Origin of the sequence: Actinomadura miaoliensis (assembly GCF_039536785.1) — a bacterium.
GTDB classification, from domain to species: Bacteria; Actinomycetota; Actinomycetes; order Streptosporangiales; family Streptosporangiaceae; genus Spirillospora; species Spirillospora miaoliensis.
Genome location: NZ_BAAAZG010000047.1, coordinates 193,960 through 211,233 on the forward strand (window position 1 = coordinate 193,960; position 17,274 = coordinate 211,233).

Consider the following 17,274-nt stretch of genomic DNA (forward strand, 5'->3'; position numbering starts at 1 on the left):
AACCCTGTTGAGCACCTCTCATCGCCGGCCCCTGGCGCTCACCGTCGGCGCACTGCTCGCGCTCGCACCGCTCACCGGCTGCGGCGCCTCCGCCGACGACGTCGAGCCGGAGCGGCGCGCCTTCGGCCCGGTCGGCGGCCGCCTCACGATCACCAAGGACCGAGGCGACCTGGACCTGCGGCCCGCCGACGTGGACGAGATCCAGGTGACCCGCTGGTTCGACCGGTGGGCGCTGATCGGCGGCAAGCCGGCCGCGACCTGGGAACTCAGGGGCGACCGCCTCACCCTCGCCACCGACTGCGGCAAGCTGGTCGGCGGCTGCGCGGTGCGCTACCGGATCCTCGTCCCCAAGAACCTCGCGCTGAGCGTCGAAGGCGAGAACGGCCGCATCTCGGCCACCGGCTTTGCCGCCGCGCTGAACATCCGCAGTTCCAACGGCGCGATCCGGGTCACCGGTGCCACCGGACCGCTGGACCTGCGCAGCGACAACGGCGAGGTGCGCTCCTCCTCCACCAGGTCGGAACGCGTCTCGGCCGCCGCGCAGAACGGGAAGGTCGATCTGTCGTTCGCCGCCGCGCCCCGGCAGGTGACCGTGACCACCGACAACGGCGAGGTCGCGATCGCGGTGCCGCGCACCACGTACAAGATCACGACCACCACCGAGAGCGGTGACGTGCGCGCCGGCGTCCCTGTGGACCCCGCCGCGCCCCGCTCGCTCGCGGTCCGCACCGGCAGCGGCGCCATCACCCTTGACACCGCGACGGGCGGCTGACCCCTGGCGCTCGATACCCAAAGTATTGAATACTTTGAGTATCGAGTTCGAGCGGAGGCGTCTCAAGTGCGCAAGAACCACATCGACTGGTTGAGGAACCTCGGAATCCTCTTCCTGTTCCCGTACCACGCGGCCCGGGTCTTCAACGAGGACGCCTCGTTCTACGTCAAGGGGGAGGTGAACGCGGCGGCGTCCGTCCTGGTCCAGCTCTCGTACTGGTTCATGCCGCTGCTGTTCCTGCTCGCGGGAACGTCCAGCCACTACGCGCTCCAGCGCAGGACGGCGCGCACGTACGTCGGCGAACGGGTCTCCCGCCTGGTGGTGCCGTTCGTCTTCGGGGTGCTGGTGGTCGTACCGCCGCAGGCGTACTTCGCGAAGCGGTTCCACCGCGGCTACGAGGGAAGCTACCCGGAGTTCCTCCGGAGCTACTTCACCGACTTCTCGGACTGGTCGGAGTACGAGGGCGGCATTTCGCCGGCGCACCTGTGGTTCATCCTGTTCCTGTTCCTCATCTCGGTCGCGCTCGTGCGGCCGATGGCCAGGATGGTCGCCTCCGGTCACTCGGCCGGCTGGATGCGGCACCCGCTGCTCATCGTGCTGCCCGCCGCCGGCGTCGTCGCGCTGTCCCTGCTCCCGGACGTCGCCGGAAAGAACATCTTCGTGTACGCCGCGTACTTCCTGCTGGGCTTCCTCATCGCGACCGACGACGCGATCATGGCCACCATCCAGCGGTGCCGGCGGCTCTACCTGTCCGCGGCGGGCGTCGGCGCGGCAGGCGTCCTCGCCGACCCGCACGCGCCCGCCCTCCTGGGGGAAGCGTGGAAGCAACTGGCGTGCTGGGTGACGCTGCTGGCGATGCTCGGCTACGGCCACCGGTACTTGAACGGGACGTCCAGGTTCATGACGTACTTCAATCCGGCGGCCTTCCCCGTCTACGTCCTCCACCAGACCTATCTGGTGATCGTCGCGTACTACGTGCTGGGGCTCGCGGACGGCGGTGTCGTCCCGTACGTCCTGATAATGACCCTGTCGTTCGCCCTGAGCATCGCGACATACGACCTCGTCCGCAGGGTCAACCCGGCCCGCGCCGTCTTCGGCATGCCGCGCCTACCGCGCCGGGAGGTCAGAACCGCAGGCCGCTGATCTCGTCCGTCCGTACTCCAGGCCGGAAGCGAGGACGGCGACGCGGCACGCGCCGCCGTGTGCTGTGACCAGGCTCATCGCTCCTCCCCCCGGGCGAGCGAGGAACGCCTCGCAGCCGACCGCCGGCCGGGACCACCTAGGTGACCGGCTCCGCGCGCCGTCGGCGCCACCACGGGCGGGACACCAGCGCGGCCAGCACGGCACCGAGCGTGTTGATCAGGACGTCGTCGGCCGACGAGACCCGGCCGAGGTCCAACGTCCACTGGGCCGTCTCGATCGCGACCGAGCCGGCGCACGCGATCACGCCGACCGCCGTCGCACCGAGCCGCCACCGGAGCGGAAGGAAGAACCCGAGCGCCGCGAACACCAGCAGATTCCCGACCACCTGCACCACGGCCGTGTCGGCGGACCCCCGGAGCACGTCGTACAGATCGACCAGCGGCACCAGGCGCACGCTTCTCGGCTCCGAACCCGGGGTCATGACCATCCACAGCCACGGCAGGGTCCCGGCGATGAGACCGACCTCGGCGATCGCGCCCAGCCACCGGCCGCCTCGTCCGCGGTGCCCCGCCGTCGCGCGCCACCACACCACGGCGGCGCACAGCGGCAGCCCCAGGACGGAGACGACGATGACCTGCCCCCAGCTCTGCCACACCTGTGCCACAGGCTGATGATCGCGCATCGCATCCCGCCGACGGCATGCCGTCAGCGAGCGGTAAGGCGCCTGACACCGCCGCTCAACCCGGCCTCCCGCCGCGCGAAGGCCACCACTTCGCCTCGTACTCCTGCCCGTCCCGCACGGTGAGAGCCGCCGCCAGGGTCAGCGCGGCGTCCCTGGCGTCGTCGGGGTCCATGACGTCCTCGGCGTCGCCGAGCAGTTCCCCGGACGGGTGAAAGCGGAACTGCCACCGGCGGCCGGTCTCGGCCGTCCGCACGCACACCACCAGCAGGGTCGGCCCCATCTGTGCGGGGTCCCAGCAGCGCAGCAGCGCCGGACGCAGGGTGTAGTCGATGATCCGCGCCCGCATGCCCACGTCGTCCAGCGCCCCCGCCAGCGCCAGCAGCTTGACCCTCCGCAGCCGGCGCGCCTCCTCAGAGATCACTTGTAGCCTCCAGGTGATCGTGTCGTCACTTTCCGTGAACCGCCCTCAAGGCTGCTGGCGCGGACCTAAGGTCCGGAAGTACGTGAGCAGATACACGCCCGCGGTAGATACGAGGAGCCCCCCATGGAGCCCGAACAGCGCGATTTCGACCCCAAGGGAAGCTGCGCCGCCGCGTTCGTCCAGCGCATGCGCCGCTACCGCGAACGCGACGGCCTCAGCCAGGCCGAGGTCGGCGCGGCCTGCAACGTCTCACCCAAGACCATCTCCGCCGTCGAGAACCTCCGCCGCCTCCCGACCCTCGACGTCAGCGTCAAACTCGACCGCCTCCACGAGACCGACTACTTCGAAGAGCAGTACTGGCACGTCATCCGCGAAGCAGGCCTGTCACTCACGTATCGCAACTACTCCGAACAGGAGGCCCAAGCCGACTCCATCCGCGTCTACGAGCCGCTGAACGTGCCAGGCCTGTTTCAGAACGAGCAGTACGCCCGGCTGGTGCTGAGCACGGGGCAAGGCCCTGAAAACCTGGACCGGGCGGTTACCGCTCGGATGGGCCGCCAGGACATCCTCCACCGTGAGGACCCTCCGTTCATCACCGCGTTGATCAGGGAAGCGGCGCTTCGTGAGCCGGTCGGAGGCCCAGAGGTGATGCGCGAACAACTCGCCCACCTGCTCAAGATGGCCCGCGAAGCCCGCAATACTGTGCGAGTCATCCCCATCGGCGCTCCCGTCTACGTGGCCAGTGGTTTCACCGTCCTCGGCTTCGCGGAAGGCAATGACGTCGCCTTCGTGGAGGGTGCGGAGGGGCTGGGGCAGGTGGTCGTACGGCCTATCGACGTGCACCGCCTAGCGGTACGCTTCGACATGATCGGGGGTGAAGCACTCCCGGTCGGCGAGTCCGAGATGCTGATCACATCCATTCTGGAGGCGCTATGAATCGCCCCGTCCCGCACTGGCGCAAGTCCAGCTATTCGGGCGATAACGTCAACAGCAACTGTGTCGAAGTCGCCGCTCTACACGCGGTGATCGGCATCCGGGATTCCAAGGACCCCGACGGCTCTCACCTGCACCTCACCCGCTCCGCGTTCGCTGCTCTCCTCTCGGAGATCAAGTCCGGCGTCCGCTGAGGTTGCGCGTCCGGCCGTCCTGTGCATTCGCTGAGCAGCCGTTAAGCGGGAGCGGAGCGTGTTCGGAGGAGTACGGTCATTGTCATGATGGTGGCTGTGGTGCCGCCGAGCAGCATGATCGTCGACAGGGACGTGCGGTCCACGATGATGCCTCCGACCATGGCGCCGGTGGAGAGCGTCGCCTGAAACGACGCCGTGAACAGCACGGACGCGGCCTCCGGTGCGTGGGGGGCCGCCTTGGCGAACCACGTCTGCGAACAGACCGGAACGGCGCCGTAGCCGACGCCCCACACGATCAGCAGCGCGATGGCACCCGCGTCCCATTGCCCGAGAAGAGGAAACATCAGCGTGGCGAAGGCGATGAGACCCCCGGCGATACCGAAGGCCGCGTGCGGGTGACGGGCGACGGCCGCACCCGACAGAAAGTTGCCGAGGATTCCGGCGACGCCGTAGGTCAGCAGGAACACCGTGATCAGCCCCGATGACACATGCGTGACCCGCTCAAGGAAGGGCGTCACATACGTGTAGGTGCCGAAATGCGCCATGACGACCAGAAAGGTCACCAGCAGCGCGAACCGGGTGCCGACGTTCCGGATCATGCCGCGCAGCACGTCGAGCCGGGTGGCCTGCTCGGCGGGCAGCGGCGGCACCAGCACGGCGAGCGCGATGAGCACCGCCGTGGACAACACGCCCATCACCACGAAGCTGACCCGCCACCCTGCCAGGTCCCCGATCAGCGTCCCCAGCGGCACACCGAGGACCGACCCCAGCGGGACGGCAGAGAAGATCACCGCGGTCGCGCGGCGCGTCGAGTCTGCGGGCACCAGCCGGTCCGCCAGCCCGGCGCCGATCGACCAGAAGCCGCCGATGACGATCCCGACCAGAACACGCGAGACGAGCATCGCCCAGTAGTTCGGGGCGGCGGCCGCGATGAAGTTCGCCGACGCCAGCAGGAACATGCAGGCGCACAGCATCAGCCGGCGGTCGACCCGCGCCGTGGCGACGGTGACCGTGGGGGCCGCGACCGCCGCCAGGTATCCGGGCATGGTCATCATCAGTCCGGCGGTCCCGTCGGAGACGGTGAAGCCGGAACCGATGGACGTCAGCAGCCCGATCGGCAGGATTTCGGTGGTGACGATCGAGAAGATTCCCATCATCACCGAGAGCACCGCCGCCCAGCCTGTCGTTGACGAGCGGGACGACGTGGCGGTGCCGACTGTGGACATCGATTCCGTCCTGTGAGTGAGGAAGCGCCAGTGGAAGTGCATCCCACCCAACAGTCGTCACCGGCGAAGATCTGGCGGGTTCGCGCCGTCATCCTGCCCGCCGAAGGATGATGTCGCGTTCCCGCGAGCCGGACGTCCAGTCACTGCCCCGCGACGATCAGGCCGCGTCCCGGATGTCCACGGAGACCCGATCGGTTCCACCCTGCGCGCCATCCCGGCCGGCCGTTGCCGACCGGCCTTGGGATCGCCCTGCCGAGTGGAAACTGCATGACACGTATGACTTGTCTCGCTCGTCACCCGGTTTGCGTTGGTCGCAAGGCGGCGGCCGCCTCACCGAGGCGAGTGCGGGTCATCCGCTGGTGCCGCTCGCATCCCACGGCCGCGCTCGATGGGCGGGATCGAGCACGCGGGCGGCGCCTGCGTGCAGCAGGCCGACGACCTCGGCGGAGAGCCGGACGCCCGGGACACCGTCGGCGCAGCGGAATGCGGTCCGCCTCCGGGACGTGGAGCGGTTCTCCCGGACCTAGCCACCGACGGCGATGCCGAACCCGCCGTACACAGCGCGGACCTCGGTGCGGGCCTCAGCCGAGCCGAGCGTGACGCCGAACGGTCTGACCAGCGCGGCCGGTGATGGCCGAGGCCGCCGATCTGCGCGGCCCGGCCGACCTGCTCGGGTTGCTGGTCAAGGCGAGCCCCAAGGTCAGAGGGCGCTGCGGCGACAGAGGTCGAGTGCTGCGTCATGCCAACGGTTCTGCAAGCGGGCTTCGCCGGGATACTTTTCGGCGAGCGCCCGCAGCAGGTCGGCCGCCGCCTCCGCGTCTCTTGTACGGACTGGGCCCCACGTGACGCGTTTCAAGGTCGGCACATCCTGGGCAAGGCTTGCTGATTACGCTCACCTTGCCCACCGCGGGGAGAACTCCACATGGAACTGGTTCCAGCCGTGCTCCACCAGATCCTGCCAGTCGTAGAAACTGCGGCAGACGTGGTAATTGCAGCCGCCGGGCAGGTAAAGCTCCGTCGCGGCGCGGGGCGGCCCGTCGGTGGTGACGGCGAAGATGTGCCGTGCCGCCTCCCGGAACGCCGTCGTGCCGCCCGTCAGGAAAAGGGTCTCCGCGTAGACGGCCTGGCGAAGCAGGGTGCCGTGCCTGGGATGGCTTCGTTCTGACGGGTCGAACTCGTGGTCGGCCGGTAGGTCTCTTGCCGGGATGCTCGCGGTGCGCAGCTCTCGGGGAGCGTTTCCCGCGTTGATGCGCTCGCGCAGTTGCTTCCATCGCGAGGGCCGGAACTGCACCGCGCGATGCGCCAGTACGAGGTCGAACGGCTTCTCGTTGTCCCAGCCGATCCCGGGAGCAGTCGGGGTGGTGCGCATCGGCAGGTAGATCAGGGATCGCGGGGATCGGGCCGCGAGCAGCATCAGGGTGCCAACGCGTCGGCCGTCCGTCCGGTCCACGTACATCTCGTACCAATGTGGGGCCTTGTAGAGCGCCCCGTTCTTCAACGGTCTGGCCGGTCGGATCACCCGGAAGGCCGTGCCGTCGAGCCGCCCGCGCTGGACAGTGACCTTGAGCTTCAGGTCGTCGCGCGTGAGGGCGGCTCGCGAAGCAGCCATCCAGTCGTCTCCTCTTATATTTCGGGCTCCCCATCGGCATTGTCTCGATCATGGGCGAGGAGGACCACTCGATTAACAGCGGGCGGCCCCAGGTCGAATCGAACGTGCGGGGAGTCGCCGCGTTGGACGGGAGCCGTGTCGTCGCGTCATCGTACGATCAGGCGGTCAGATGAGGAACGGAGCGGGGATGAGAGGCAGAGGGCTGTTGCCTGGGCGGTGTGATGTCTGCCGTGGCTGGACCCGTGGCGCCCACGAGTTTCCCGGCTCCTTTCTGATGGTCAATACGTCGGCCGGCGAGCGGGTCGCGGTGTCGCGGCGGATATGCGGCGGCTGCTGGCAGCGGCACCTGGATCTGGAACCGGCCAGAGAAGAAGAGCGGCGGCGGCACGGCAAGCGGGTCGACGGTTACCGGCGGTGGCTGGAGAAGGCTCCGAATCGAGTTCCCGCCGCCCCCGACATGACGCCTGACCCGGTTGAACAGCATTGGACGCCGCTGGCGACACCGCCGCGGCCGGGGCAGGAACCGGCGGGGCGCCCCTTCGAGGATCTCGTCCTGGAGCGAACCGTGTGGTCCGGAGCCGGCACCGAACACTGGGTCATGGAGATCGATGTCGCCGCGGCCGACTTGGCGCTGCACGAGTCGCGCGGTGCCGGCCAGTTCCTCCAGGGGCCGAGCCTCGACGACGAACTGGAGGTCGGTCCGCGGCGCGGTCACAGGGATGCGCTCAGGATGCTGTACGGGTTCGACGGCGGGACCCGCCTTGAGTATCGAGGCAGCGTCTTCCGCGTCGACTCGGATCGGATCCTTGTCGAGTGGAAACTGCATGAGACGTATGACCTGTCTCGCTGATCCGTGGCCGTCACCCGGTCGCGCTGGTCGCAAGGCGGCGGCCGCCTCACCGGGGTGAGCGCGGGCCATCTGCGGGTGGCGCCCACGGCCGGGCACGATGGACGGGATCATCACGGGGCCGGGTGGTGGGGCAGGCGGGCTCACACCTTCAACAGCTTCAGGGCCGTCAGACCGGGGGGTCTGACGGCCCTGTTCGGCCGGGTCATGGTCAGGCCTTGTTGAAGGTGTTCTTGGCCCAGAGGTAGGAGACGGCGGCGATGCCGGCGCACCAGGCGGTGGCGATGGCGGCGCTGTTGCCGATCGGGGTGCCGAGGAGGAGGCCGCGGACGGTCTCCATGATCGGGGTGAAGGGCTGGTACTCGGCGAACCAGCGCAGGACGGTGGGCATGGAGTCGGTGGGGACGAAGCCGCTGCCGAGGAAGGGCAGGAAGACCAGGGGCATCGGGGCGTTGCTGGCGGCCTCGGGGGTCGGGGACTTCAGGCCGAGGGCGACCGCGAGCCAGGTGATGGCCAGGACGAAGAAGGTGAACAGGCCGGCGGCGGCGAGCCATTCGACGGGGGTGGCGTTGGGGCGGAAGCCGATGGCCAGGGCGATGCCGATGACGACGGCCGTGCCCAGGAGCTGCTGGATGACGCTGGCGACGACATGGCCGGTGAGGACCGAGGCCCGGGAGATCCGCATGGTGCGGAAGCGGGCGATGATGCCCTCGGTCATGTCGGTGGCGACCATGACGGCGGTTCCGGTCGCGGCCGTGGCGGCCGCCATGAGCAGGATGCCGGGGACGACGTAGTTGACGTAGGCGTCCCGACCGCCGGGGCCGCCGCCCAGGCCGTTGCCGAGGGTGCCGCCGAAGACGTAGACGAACAGCAGCAGGAGGATGACGGGCGTGATGACCAGTTGCACGGTCATCGACGGGTAGCGGATCAGGCGCTTGAGCTGGCGCCGGACCATGGTGGAGGAGTCGCGTGCGGCGAGGGTGAGGGTGCTCATCGGAGGGCCTCCTTCTGCTGCTGGCCGGTGAGGGTGAGGAAGACGTCGTCGAGGTCGGGGGTGTGGACGCTCATCTCGGCGACGTCGATCGAGCGTTCGTCCAGCAGGGCGAGCAGTTCGCGGACCGCGCGGACGCTGCCGTCGCTGGGCACCTGCAGGGTGAGCGCCTCGGGGCCGGCGGCTTCGGCGCCGGCCCCCGCGCCGACCAGGTGGCGGGCCGCCTCCAGCTGGTGCGCGTCGGCGAAGGTGAGCTGGATGTGGCCGCCGGGGATGAGCCGCTTGAGCTCTTCGGCGGTGCCCTCGGCGATCAGCCGCCCGTGGTCGAGCAGGGCGATCCGGTCGGCGAGCTCGTCGGCCTCCTCCAGGTACTGGGTGGTCAGGAAGATCGTGACGCCGCCGGCGACGAGGTCGCGGACGATGTTCCACATGGAGCGGCGGCTGCGCGGGTCGAGGCCGGTGGTGGGTTCGTCCAGGAAGATCAGCCGCGGGTCGCCGACCAGGGTCATCGCCAGGTCCAGCCGGCGCTGCATTCCGCCCGAGTAGGTGGCGGCGGGCTTGCCGGCCGCGTCGACCAGGTCGAACCTCTCGAGCAGCTCCCTGGCCTTCTTCCTGCCCTCGCGCTTCGGCAGGTGCTTGAGGTCGGCCATGAGGAGCAGGTTCTCCTCGCCGGTGAGCAGCTTGTCGACGGCCGAGTACTGCCCGGTCACCCCGATCGCGCCGCGCACGTCGTCGGCCTGACGGTTCAGGTCGTATCCCGCGACCCAAACCTCGCCGCCGTCCGCCCGGATCAGCGTGGACAGGATCTGCACGGTGGTGGTCTTGCCGGCGCCGTTGGGGCCGAGCAGGGAGAAGATCGTTCCTTCGGGGACGGCCAGGTCGACGCCGTCCAGCACGACCTTGTCGCCGTCCTTGCCGCGGTAAGACTTGCGCAGCCCGTTCGCCGCGATGGCCAGGTTCGTCATGTGCTGCTCCTTCAGAGGCTGCGGGCGGCGATGTCGCCGTAGGAGGTGGTGGCGTGGATGTCGAGCTCGGCGGTGCCGTCGTTCTTGAGGGCGTTGGTGACGCGGCCGTGGCCGGTGCCGGCGTCCAGGGAGGCCGAGACGCCGGGGGCGGCGCCGACCGAGATGTCGCCGGACTGGGTGCGGAGCACGACCGTGCCGCGCACGGCCTCGGCGATCCGGATGTCGCCCCGCTGGGTGCTGATCTCCGCGGGGCCGCCCAGCCGGCCGACCTCGACGTCGCCGTCGGTCGCGGTGAGGCGGACGCTCGCGGCCTCGTCCAGCTTGATCTGGTGGTACGCGCCGTCGAAGGCGACGTCGCCGAGGCGGCCGACGGTCCGGAACTCGGCGCTGCCCGCCTTGCCCTCGACCCGCGAACCGGCGGGCAGCTGGATCGTCACCTCGATGGCTCCGGAGGGGCCGAGGTACTGGTTCTTCGCCGAGCTCTCGATCCGCAGGACCCCGTCGGCGTACTCGATCCGGGTCTGCTCCGCGGCCTTCACGTCGCGGCCCTTGGAGGCGTTCGCGGGCAGGACCTCCACCGCGGTGTCGGCCCGGTCCGCGGCGATGACCTGGATGCGCCCCGCGGGGACGTCCAGGACGGCGGTGATGGGGGCGGGGGTGTCGAAGCGGTGCATCGTGCTCTCCCTTGCGCTTGCGGCTCGTTTTTTCGAACGATGGAAACGCTACGTTGCTTTCCAAATCTCTACAACAACGACTTTGCATTGGAGTGACGTCTATGCAGGTCAGAGCGTGGAAATCATTGCAACGGTCTATCGTTTAACGCAACGACAGGCCTGTCGATCGTTGCAATGCAGTGAAGGTGAACGCTATGGTGCAGGCGTCAGGGAACAGCGAGCGGCGCCATGGAGCACCCGTGGGGCATGAAGGGGGTCGTGATGCCGGGAGGCAGGCTCACCCAGCAGGAGCGGCAGCAGATCGCGGCGGGGCTGGCCGACGGCCTGGCCTACGCCGAGATCGCCCGCCGTCTCGACCGGCCGACCTCCACGATCACGCGTGAGGTGATGCGCAACGGCGGCCCCACCGCCTACCGCGCCGACCTGGCTCACCACGCCACCCAGCGCCGCACCCGCCGGCGCGGGCCCGCCTCCACCCGAGGGGCGCAGTCGGCCCCCCTGCCGCACGGACGCGACGCCGAGGCCGTGCGCGAGTTCGAGGAGGTTCTCACCACCGTCTTCATTGCCTCGGGCATGCCGAGGATGACGGCCCGGGTGCTGGCCTGCCTCTACACCACCGACTCCGGCAGCCTCACCGCCGCCGAACTCGTCCGGCACCTCCAGGTCAGCCCGGCGTCCGTCTCCAAGGCGATCACCTTCCTGGAGGAACAGGACCTCGTCCGCCGGGAACGCGACGAACGCCGCCGCGAGCGCTATGTCGTCGACGACGACGTCTGGTACCAGTCGATGATCGCCAGCGCCCGGTCCCTCGCCCAGGTCGCCGAGACCGCACGGCAGGGCGTCGGCATCCTCGGCCCCGGCACCCCGGCCGCCGCCCGCCTGGAGGGCGCCGCCCGTTTTCTCGACTTCGTCGGCGAGAACACCGTCCGCGCCGCGGAGCAGGCCCGCGAGGTCCTCCACACCAGAGCCGCCACGAACGCGGAGGCGTCGCCCAGTTCGGCCGGCGGCCAATAGATCAGCTCGCTCGCGGCCGGGTGGGGCACGTTCGCCTCGAAGAGCCGCAGGTAGTAGTCGGTCTCCGGACCGGCGGCGGGGTCAGGCGCCGTGGTAGGAGAAGGGCGCCCACAGGTAGGGGGTGCCGTGGCTGATACCGCCGGGGGCGCGGAGTACGAGCAGTTCCCAGCAGCGTTCGGCGACCGGATGGGGAAGCCATGACTGCGGGTCGGCCATGAGGCGGGCGAAATACTCGGTCTTGGCGCCGTCGGTCGTGGTGCGCAGCCATTCGACGGCGGCGGCCCACGCGTCGGCGGGAGCTTTCCCCTGGATGCGCCAGGCCTCATAGAAGGCGATGCTGAACAGCAGAGCGCCGTCGTCGGGCACCCGCCACATCGTGGCGAGCACCCCGGCGGCGCCCGCGTGCAGCAGGCTGGTGGGCAGGCCGACGACCTCGTCGGGGAGCCGGACGCCCGGGACACCGCTGGCGCAGGCCGTCAGCATCACCAGCCGAGCGACGAGCCGGTCGGCCGACAGGTCCCGTGCGGTGAGCATCTCGCCGCCGGTCAGGACCAGGCCGCTGTCGAGCGGGGCGAACGGGGCGGCCAGCCCATGACAGGCCAGGTGCAGCACGTCCGTGTCGGCGGCGCGGCGGCGGACCTCGTCACGGGTCGCCGACTCCCGTTCCAGCGCCGCGTCGGGGTCGCCGAACAGCGCCGCCACGAGGTCGGCCTCCAGCCGCGCCGCCGCCAGCGGCGGCAGGCCGGTGCCCGCCGGGTCGGCGACCGCGAGGGCGCGCTCGGCGCCGCGGGTGCGGGCCCGGCCGGTGGCGACGCGCAGTGCCAGGGCGCTCGGGCTGTAGGTGGCCGTGATGCCGGTCATCGCCGCGGCCGCGTGCAGCGGGAGCTGCGCCAGGTGTCCGACGGGGACCAGCACGACGCGGGCGGTGCCCGGCAGGTGCTCGGCGAGGACGTCGAACACCGTGGCGCGCAGCCAGTGCACGATCTCGTCGACGAGCGCGGCGGCGGCCCCGTGGTCGGGGGCGGCGTCGGGGTGGGAGACGTCGAGCAGGGCCGAGACGCGGGTGATCGACTCCTCTTCGGTCAGGTCGGGCAGCCACACGGGGGTGACGTCGTCCGGGCCGCGCGAGACGAGTGCCAGGCCGCGTTCGGCCGTGGCGGTCACGTAGATCACGGGTGCGCCTGGGGCCGCAGTGTCCGGATCCGGCGGAGCCGGGCGCGGGAAGTCCCGGTGGCGCGGGTCCGCGCGGATCTCGGCCAGAACATCCTCCAGCTTGCGGTGGGCGACGGCGAGCCGGTCCGACAGGTCGATGCGGCCCGGGACGACGTCGTCCGGCTCCTCCGCCTGCAGCACGGCGATCCGCCGGGTGACCGCCTCCCAGCGGTCGGCGACGTCGTGGCGTCCCGCTGCGCGCAGCTCCGCCACGTCGGCGTCCGCCAGCTCCAGTGCCTGCGCCAGCAGGACCGCCCGGCCGCGTTCCAGCACGGCGACGGCCTGCGCCGGGTCACCGGCGTGCACGTGGGCGACGGCGGCCCGCGTCGGCACACCCACGGCTTCACGCAACCAGCCTTCCTTGTTGCCGCGCAGCCGTTCCCCCCGCACCGCGATCGTCAGCGCCTCCATGCACCGCGCGTAGGCCGCGCAGGCCTGCTCCCACCGGCCGCCGGCGGCGTGCGCGTTACCGAGGAGCTGCGCCCCCAGCACCGTCCCCTGCCAGGGCGGATCGGTGCGCAGCAGGTCCTCCAGGGTCCGCACGGCCTCCTCACGCGGCGCCGCGTCTTCCGTGAGCCGGTGCTTGAGGAGCAGCGCGCTGCACATCGGGACGGTGTACATGGCGCGGAACACCGAGTTGCCCACCCGGTCGAGCGCCCGCCGGAACGCGCCGACCGCCTCGTCCAGGACGGCGGGGTCCCGCCGGGCCTCGCCGAGCGCCTGCAGGGCGTTGGCGAGATTGAACACCCGTCGGGGCCAGTAGGGGGAGGACTCGGCGGTCGTCTCGGGCGCCTCCCGCAGGACCGCCACCGCACGGCGCAGGTCGTCGTCCCCGTCGGCCACCAGCATGTAGCGCTGCAGGAGCGCGTTGCCGAGATTCGTCAGGCGGCGTGCACGCTGGTCGGCGGCCCGCTCGTCCCCGCCGCCGGAGCCCTCTCCTACGGCGGCCTCGTCCAGCAGCGACACCGCCAGATCGGCGTTGCGCACCTCGCCGGTGACCCGGGCGCGGAGCATCAGACGGCTCGCCAGGCTCATCGCCACCGCACGCCAGTTGAAGCCGTGGCGGACCAGCAGATCCAGGGCGCGCTGCGCGGAGTCGATCGACCGGTCCAGGTCGCCGAGGTCGCCCTCCGCGACGTAGCGGTCGCTGTAGAGAACGGCGAGCTGCTGGAGCCGGTGCGCGCGGACGACCCGGTCGCTGCCCGCGTTCCCCTCGGCGAGCGCGACGGCCCGGCGGAGCGTCGCCCGGTCGCCGGTCAGCTCGTAGACGAGCCGGAGAGTGTCGACCCATTCCAGGACCAGAGCGGGACGGACCTGTCCGGACGGTTCCAGCTCCGCGCCCTCCTCCAGCGCGTCCATGCTGCGGCGCAGGTCGGTGGGGTCGCCGTCCGCCCGGTAGCGCTCCCGGTAGGCGCGGCCGATCAGCAGCAGCGTGTAGGCGTGGCGGTCGACGTCGGTGCGCGTGTGGTACCGCTGCGCCTCGTACGCGGCGCCCAGCGCGTCGCCGTGACTCGCCGAGCCCAGGCGCGCCTTCTTGGACACCAGGTCGGCCAGCAGCAGCGCCAGCAGGCCGCGGCTCTCGACGTCGTCGCCCGCCGCCTCCACGGCCTCGTCGATGGCGGCCTCGGCGCGGCCGACGTCCATGGAGAACTCGGGGATGGCGGCGACGAGGTTGGTGACCAGTTCGAGCCGTGGTCCGAGGGCACGGGGGTCGGTACGCACGCCGCGCTCGCGGAACTCCAGCAGGCGCTCCAGGTCGGCCTGGCCGCGCGTCAGGTCCCAGCGGGCCTCCAGCAGGTGCCCGTGCGCTGCACGCAGCGCGTCGGCGAGTCCGCCGCCGGACGGCCCGGCGGTCAGGCGGGCGGTCAGGTCCAGCGCGTCGTCGATGACCTCCACCGAACGGGTGCGGCGGGCGAGTTCGGCGGCCACCTCCCCGAACTGCGTCACGGCCATCTCCCGCAGCCCGGGCGCGTCGCCGGCCGCCGACGCGGGGTCGACCACCTGCTCCAGCAGCCCCACCGCACGTCGCAGCGGATCGGTTCCGCCGCCGCCCGCGACCGCGTGCTGGTACAGCAGCACGGCGAAGTTGAACAGGTCGATGGCGCGGCGGTGGTACGGCGCTCCGCCGGCGAGCGCGGTCTCGAAATGCCGCACGGCCCGCTGGAAGTGCCGCTCGTCCCGCGTCTCGATGTAGAGCGCGAAGCGCAGCTCCCCGGCGAAGCCGTACGCCCCCGCTCGCATGCCGGGATCGGACGGGCCGCGCAGCGCCGCCACCGACTCGGCCATGACGGCCGCGACCGCGAGCTTCTGCGGCGTCCCGCCCGAACGGAACCGCTCGGCGAACTGCGACGCGGACTCGGAGAGGGCGTTCACCGCCTCTTCGAGGGTGCCCACGGACGCGAACACCACCGCCGTCCCCTCGGTGTGGCACTGCCGCAGGAGCGCGGCGTGCGACCCGCCGGACAGCCCGAACGTCTCGAGCAGCTCGGCGACGGCGGGTTCGGCGAGCGGCGGCTGAGCCTCGATCAGCGCCCAGGCCCCGCCCATGTCGGCGACGTTCAGGAACGCCGCGACGACCTCGGCCACGTCCTCCTCCGCGGACGCGGCCGCTTCGTCCACGGCGGCCCGCGGCCCTGCCACGGCCGCGCGCCGGGCCACGGACTGGCGGCGCGCGGCGCGCACGGCGGTCAGGTCCTCGCCCGCCGAGCGCGCCGACATGATCCGGTGGGCGAACCCGCTCCACGCGTCCTCGTCGAGCAGTACGGGATGGTCGTTGAGGACCGCGAGCAGTTCCTCCTCGCCGTCCGCGTCCAGCAGCCGGTCCACCGCCTCCTGGACGCCGGGCCGCACCAGCGGCTCCAGCGTCGTCAGGTCGAGGATCCGGCCCGTGGCGCTCTCCTCGGCGAACCGGCGGCGGAAGTCGAGGGCCGCGTCCAGGGACGCCGGGTCCAGGCCGCCGTCCCGTCCGACGGCGCGCACCACCTCGTCGGCCACGGGCTCACGCAGTTCCGGACGCTGCTGGAGCAGTGACGCCCGCTCGTCGTCGTTCGCCGCGGACAGGTACTCGCGGGCGGCCCGCTCGGCGAGCGCGCGCACGGCGCCCGACTCGCGGCACCGGGCCAGGAACGGCCTGAACCGGCGGACCCGCTCGGCGGTCTCCTCGTCGTCCTGCATCGCCGCAAGCTCCTCGATGACCTGCGGCATGCCGTGGTGAAGCAGCAGGGGACGCTCCGCGATGACGCCCATCCAGTCCTCGCGAGGGGTGGTCACGAACTCGGCGAGCTGGTCCACGACGTACCCCACGTCCTCCGTCAGCCCCTCGCCGGACTTGGCGATCTCGTAGGCCAGCAGGGCACGGTCGAGGCGGACGCGCAGACCGTCGCCGTCTCCTTCGCGGGCGCGTACCAGCAGGTCGCGGTGCCATGCGAACACGTCGCGCATGGTGGGGTCGCCCGGCCCGGCCTCCTCGATCAGCTCGGCCAGGACGTCCAGGGCCGCGTCGGTGAGCAGCACGGGGTGCCGTTCGGCCAGCCGCACGGTGGCGCGCCAGCTCTCGGCGGCGCACATGTCGACCACCAGGTTGCGCAGCCCGCCGACGACCTCGGCCTCCGCACCGCACGACATCAGGTCGCCGTTCCCTTGCTCTCGACGTTCGTCTCGAACAGCAGGTGCTCGGGGGCCAGCCCCTGCCACACGTACCGGGTGACCTGCTCTCCCTGCGCCCGCTCACCCTCCGGGCCGATGGGCAGCGGCCACCGGAGCGCCTGGTAGAGGCGGGGACGGAACAGGTCGAACGCCGCCTCCACCAGGTCGCCGTAGGTCTGCGCGGCGCCGAGCAGCCACCCGTAGTAGACCGCGACCGCCAGCAACGGGCCCAGCGGAAGCGCCCACCAGGCCAGCGGGGTCCAGACGACGATCGCCAGGCTCCACCACACGGTGTGCGCCGCCATGTCCATCTCGGCGCGGCCGCGCGCGATCTCCGACCGCACCCGGTCGTCCAGCAGCAGCCACAGGTGCGGCCAGCACGCGACGGTGTCGAGCCCGTGCTTGGCGCCGGGACGCAGCTCGGCGGCGCGCAGCCGGTTGCCGAACCGGGTCGGCATCGTCTGCTCCAGCGTGCCGGGGGCGTTGCGCAGCCTGAGCTGGAGGCGCGCCAGTTCGTCGGCCTCGCGGGCGGACAGCCCGCCCGCGAGGCGCCGGGCCTCCAGGCGGCCGGCGCGCCGCTGGTCCTCCGTGCGGCGGCGGTGCAGGCGGCGCCGCAGCCGGTCGCCCCGGCCGCGCGGCCAGTAGCCCTCCAGCAGGCGCGTCAGCGGCACCGACAACCGCTGCGTGACCAGCGCCGACACGATGATGGCGAGCGCCACCACCACGACGGCCGTCAGTTGCAGCACGGCCGGATGCTTGGCGAAGTCGGTGCCGAGCCGGGTCAGCCCGCCGGAGCGTTCCCGGCTCTCCCGCCACGCCCACGCGGCCAGCCCGGCGAACCAGAACACCGCCACCGGCGTCAGCAGCCGGGCCATCGCCTCGCCCGTCAGCCGTTCGCCCGCCTTCTCCCAGACCTTCGACAGCATCAGCGGCCCGCCATCTCGAC

Annotated in this window: 15 protein-coding genes; 6 read left to right on the plus strand and 9 right to left on the minus strand. The window is 71.3% G+C overall.

What is annotated here, in order from left to right; genetic code table 11:
* Positions 1–7: 7 nt before the first annotated feature.
* Together ABD811_RS30175 and ABD811_RS30180 are read left to right on the plus strand one after the other, a co-directional pair.
* Entirely contained in the window at positions 8–772 is a 765-nt protein-coding gene (locus ABD811_RS30175; RefSeq protein ID WP_344954544.1) for a DUF4097 family beta strand repeat-containing protein, read from the plus strand.
* A gap of 66 nt (positions 773–838) precedes the next feature.
* On the plus strand, positions 839–1,915 hold the full coding sequence (locus tag ABD811_RS30180; RefSeq protein ID WP_344954546.1) for an acyltransferase family protein: 1,077 nt from the start codon (positions 839–841) through the stop codon (positions 1,913–1,915).
* A gap of 136 nt (positions 1,916–2,051) precedes the next feature.
* Here the strand turns inward: ABD811_RS30180 and ABD811_RS30185 are convergent, their stop codons facing one another.
* Both ABD811_RS30185 and ABD811_RS30190 read right to left on the minus strand, forming a co-directional pair.
* On the minus strand, positions 2,052–2,579 hold the full coding sequence (locus ABD811_RS30185) for a VanZ family protein (protein WP_344954548.1): 528 nt from the start codon (positions 2,577–2,579) through the stop codon (positions 2,052–2,054).
* A 73-nt stretch (positions 2,580–2,652) separates the two neighbouring features.
* Positions 2,653–3,018 carry a hypothetical protein gene (locus ABD811_RS30190; protein ID WP_344954550.1) on the minus strand — a complete coding sequence of 122 codons (366 nt, stop codon included), beginning with the start codon at positions 3,016–3,018 and terminating at the stop codon, positions 2,653–2,655.
* A gap of 123 nt (positions 3,019–3,141) precedes the next feature.
* On the opposite strand from ABD811_RS30190, the gene ABD811_RS30195 reads away from it, so the two are divergent.
* Entirely contained in the window at positions 3,142–3,954 is an 813-nt protein-coding gene (locus ABD811_RS30195) for a helix-turn-helix domain-containing protein (RefSeq protein WP_344954552.1), read from the plus strand.
* The gene (locus ABD811_RS30200) at positions 3,951–4,145 is read left to right on the plus strand and encodes a DUF397 domain-containing protein (protein WP_344954554.1); all 195 of its coding nucleotides are present in this window, start codon (positions 3,951–3,953) and stop codon (positions 4,143–4,145) included. The genes ABD811_RS30195 and ABD811_RS30200 overlap by 4 nt, the downstream gene beginning before the upstream one ends.
* 41 nt (positions 4,146–4,186) lie before the next feature.
* Here the strand turns inward: ABD811_RS30200 and ABD811_RS30205 are convergent, their stop codons facing one another.
* Positions 4,187–5,413, minus strand: a complete 1,227-nt coding sequence (locus tag ABD811_RS30205) for an MFS transporter (protein ID WP_344954556.1) — start codon at positions 5,411–5,413, stop codon at positions 4,187–4,189.
* An 850-nt stretch (positions 5,414–6,263) separates the two neighbouring features.
* Positions 6,264–6,980, minus strand: coding sequence for a hypothetical protein (locus tag ABD811_RS30210; protein WP_344954558.1), 717 nt, complete (start codon positions 6,978–6,980; stop codon positions 6,264–6,266).
* Positions 6,981–7,254: 274 nt separating this feature from the next.
* Here ABD811_RS30210 and ABD811_RS30215 point away from each other — a divergent pair, with 274 nt between their 5' ends.
* On the plus strand, positions 7,255–7,830 hold the full coding sequence (locus tag ABD811_RS30215) for a hypothetical protein (protein WP_344954560.1): 576 nt from the start codon (positions 7,255–7,257) through the stop codon (positions 7,828–7,830).
* Between the two features lie 208 nt (positions 7,831–8,038).
* Here ABD811_RS30215 and ABD811_RS30220 read toward each other — a convergent pair whose 3' ends face one another.
* The 3 genes from ABD811_RS30220 to ABD811_RS30230 are packed head-to-tail and all read right to left on the minus strand — an operon-like array spanning position 8,039 to position 10,457.
* Positions 8,039–8,821 carry an ABC transporter permease gene (locus ABD811_RS30220; RefSeq protein WP_344954562.1) on the minus strand — a complete coding sequence of 261 codons (783 nt, stop codon included), beginning with the start codon at positions 8,819–8,821 and terminating at the stop codon, positions 8,039–8,041.
* Entirely contained in the window at positions 8,818–9,783 is a 966-nt protein-coding gene (locus ABD811_RS30225) for an ATP-binding cassette domain-containing protein (protein ID WP_344954564.1), read from the minus strand. The genes ABD811_RS30220 and ABD811_RS30225 overlap by 4 nt, the downstream gene beginning before the upstream one ends.
* An 11-nt stretch (positions 9,784–9,794) precedes the next feature.
* Positions 9,795–10,457 (minus strand): DUF4097 family beta strand repeat-containing protein, encoded by a 663-nt coding sequence (locus ABD811_RS30230; protein WP_344954565.1) that lies wholly within the window; start codon positions 10,455–10,457, stop codon positions 9,795–9,797.
* A gap of 261 nt (positions 10,458–10,718) precedes the next feature.
* Between ABD811_RS30230 and ABD811_RS30235 the strand changes: the two genes are divergently transcribed.
* Positions 10,719–11,471 (plus strand): GbsR/MarR family transcriptional regulator, encoded by a 753-nt coding sequence (locus ABD811_RS30235; protein WP_344954981.1) that lies wholly within the window; start codon positions 10,719–10,721, stop codon positions 11,469–11,471.
* An 81-nt stretch (positions 11,472–11,552) separates the two neighbouring features.
* Here the strand turns inward: ABD811_RS30235 and ABD811_RS30240 are convergent, their stop codons facing one another.
* Both ABD811_RS30240 and ABD811_RS30245 read right to left on the minus strand, forming a co-directional pair.
* Positions 11,553–16,307 carry a CHAT domain-containing protein gene (locus tag ABD811_RS30240; RefSeq protein ID WP_344954567.1) on the minus strand — a complete coding sequence of 1,585 codons (4,755 nt, stop codon included), beginning with the start codon at positions 16,305–16,307 and terminating at the stop codon, positions 11,553–11,555.
* Entirely contained in the window at positions 16,307–17,254 is a 948-nt protein-coding gene (locus tag ABD811_RS30245; RefSeq protein WP_344954569.1) for a hypothetical protein, read from the minus strand. Before ABD811_RS30245 ends, ABD811_RS30240 begins: the two co-directional genes overlap by 1 nt.
* Between the last annotated feature and the right edge of the window lie 20 nt (positions 17,255–17,274).

Bases quoted from the DNA above. Each gene is read 5' to 3' on its own strand.
- ABD811_RS30225 (WP_344954564.1), bottom strand. From the start codon at position 9,783: ATGACGAACCTGGCCATCGCGGCGAACGGGCTGCGCAAGTCTTACCGC.
- ABD811_RS30215 (WP_344954560.1), top strand. From the start codon at position 7,255: ATGGTCAATACGTCGGCCGGCGAGCGGGTCGCGGTGTCGCGGCGGATA.
- ABD811_RS30200 (WP_344954554.1), top strand. From the start codon at position 3,951: ATGAATCGCCCCGTCCCGCACTGGCGCAAGTCCAGCTATTCGGGCGAT.
- ABD811_RS30210 (WP_344954558.1), bottom strand. From the start codon at position 6,980: ATGGCTGCTTCGCGAGCCGCCCTCACGCGCGACGACCTGAAGCTCAAG.
- ABD811_RS30195 (WP_344954552.1), top strand. From the start codon at position 3,142: ATGGAGCCCGAACAGCGCGATTTCGACCCCAAGGGAAGCTGCGCCGCC.
- ABD811_RS30245 (WP_344954569.1), bottom strand. From the start codon at position 17,254: ATGCTGTCGAAGGTCTGGGAGAAGGCGGGCGAACGGCTGACGGGCGAG.
- ABD811_RS30230 (WP_344954565.1), bottom strand. From the start codon at position 10,457: ATGCACCGCTTCGACACCCCCGCCCCCATCACCGCCGTCCTGGACGTC.
- ABD811_RS30240 (WP_344954567.1), bottom strand. From the start codon at position 16,307: ATGTCGTGCGGTGCGGAGGCCGAGGTCGTCGGCGGGCTGCGCAACCTG.
- ABD811_RS30220 (WP_344954562.1), bottom strand. From the start codon at position 8,821: ATGAGCACCCTCACCCTCGCCGCACGCGACTCCTCCACCATGGTCCGG.
- ABD811_RS30205 (WP_344954556.1), bottom strand. From the start codon at position 5,413: ATGCACTTCCACTGGCGCTTCCTCACTCACAGGACGGAATCGATGTCC.
- ABD811_RS30235 (WP_344954981.1), top strand. From the start codon at position 10,719: ATGCCGGGAGGCAGGCTCACCCAGCAGGAGCGGCAGCAGATCGCGGCG.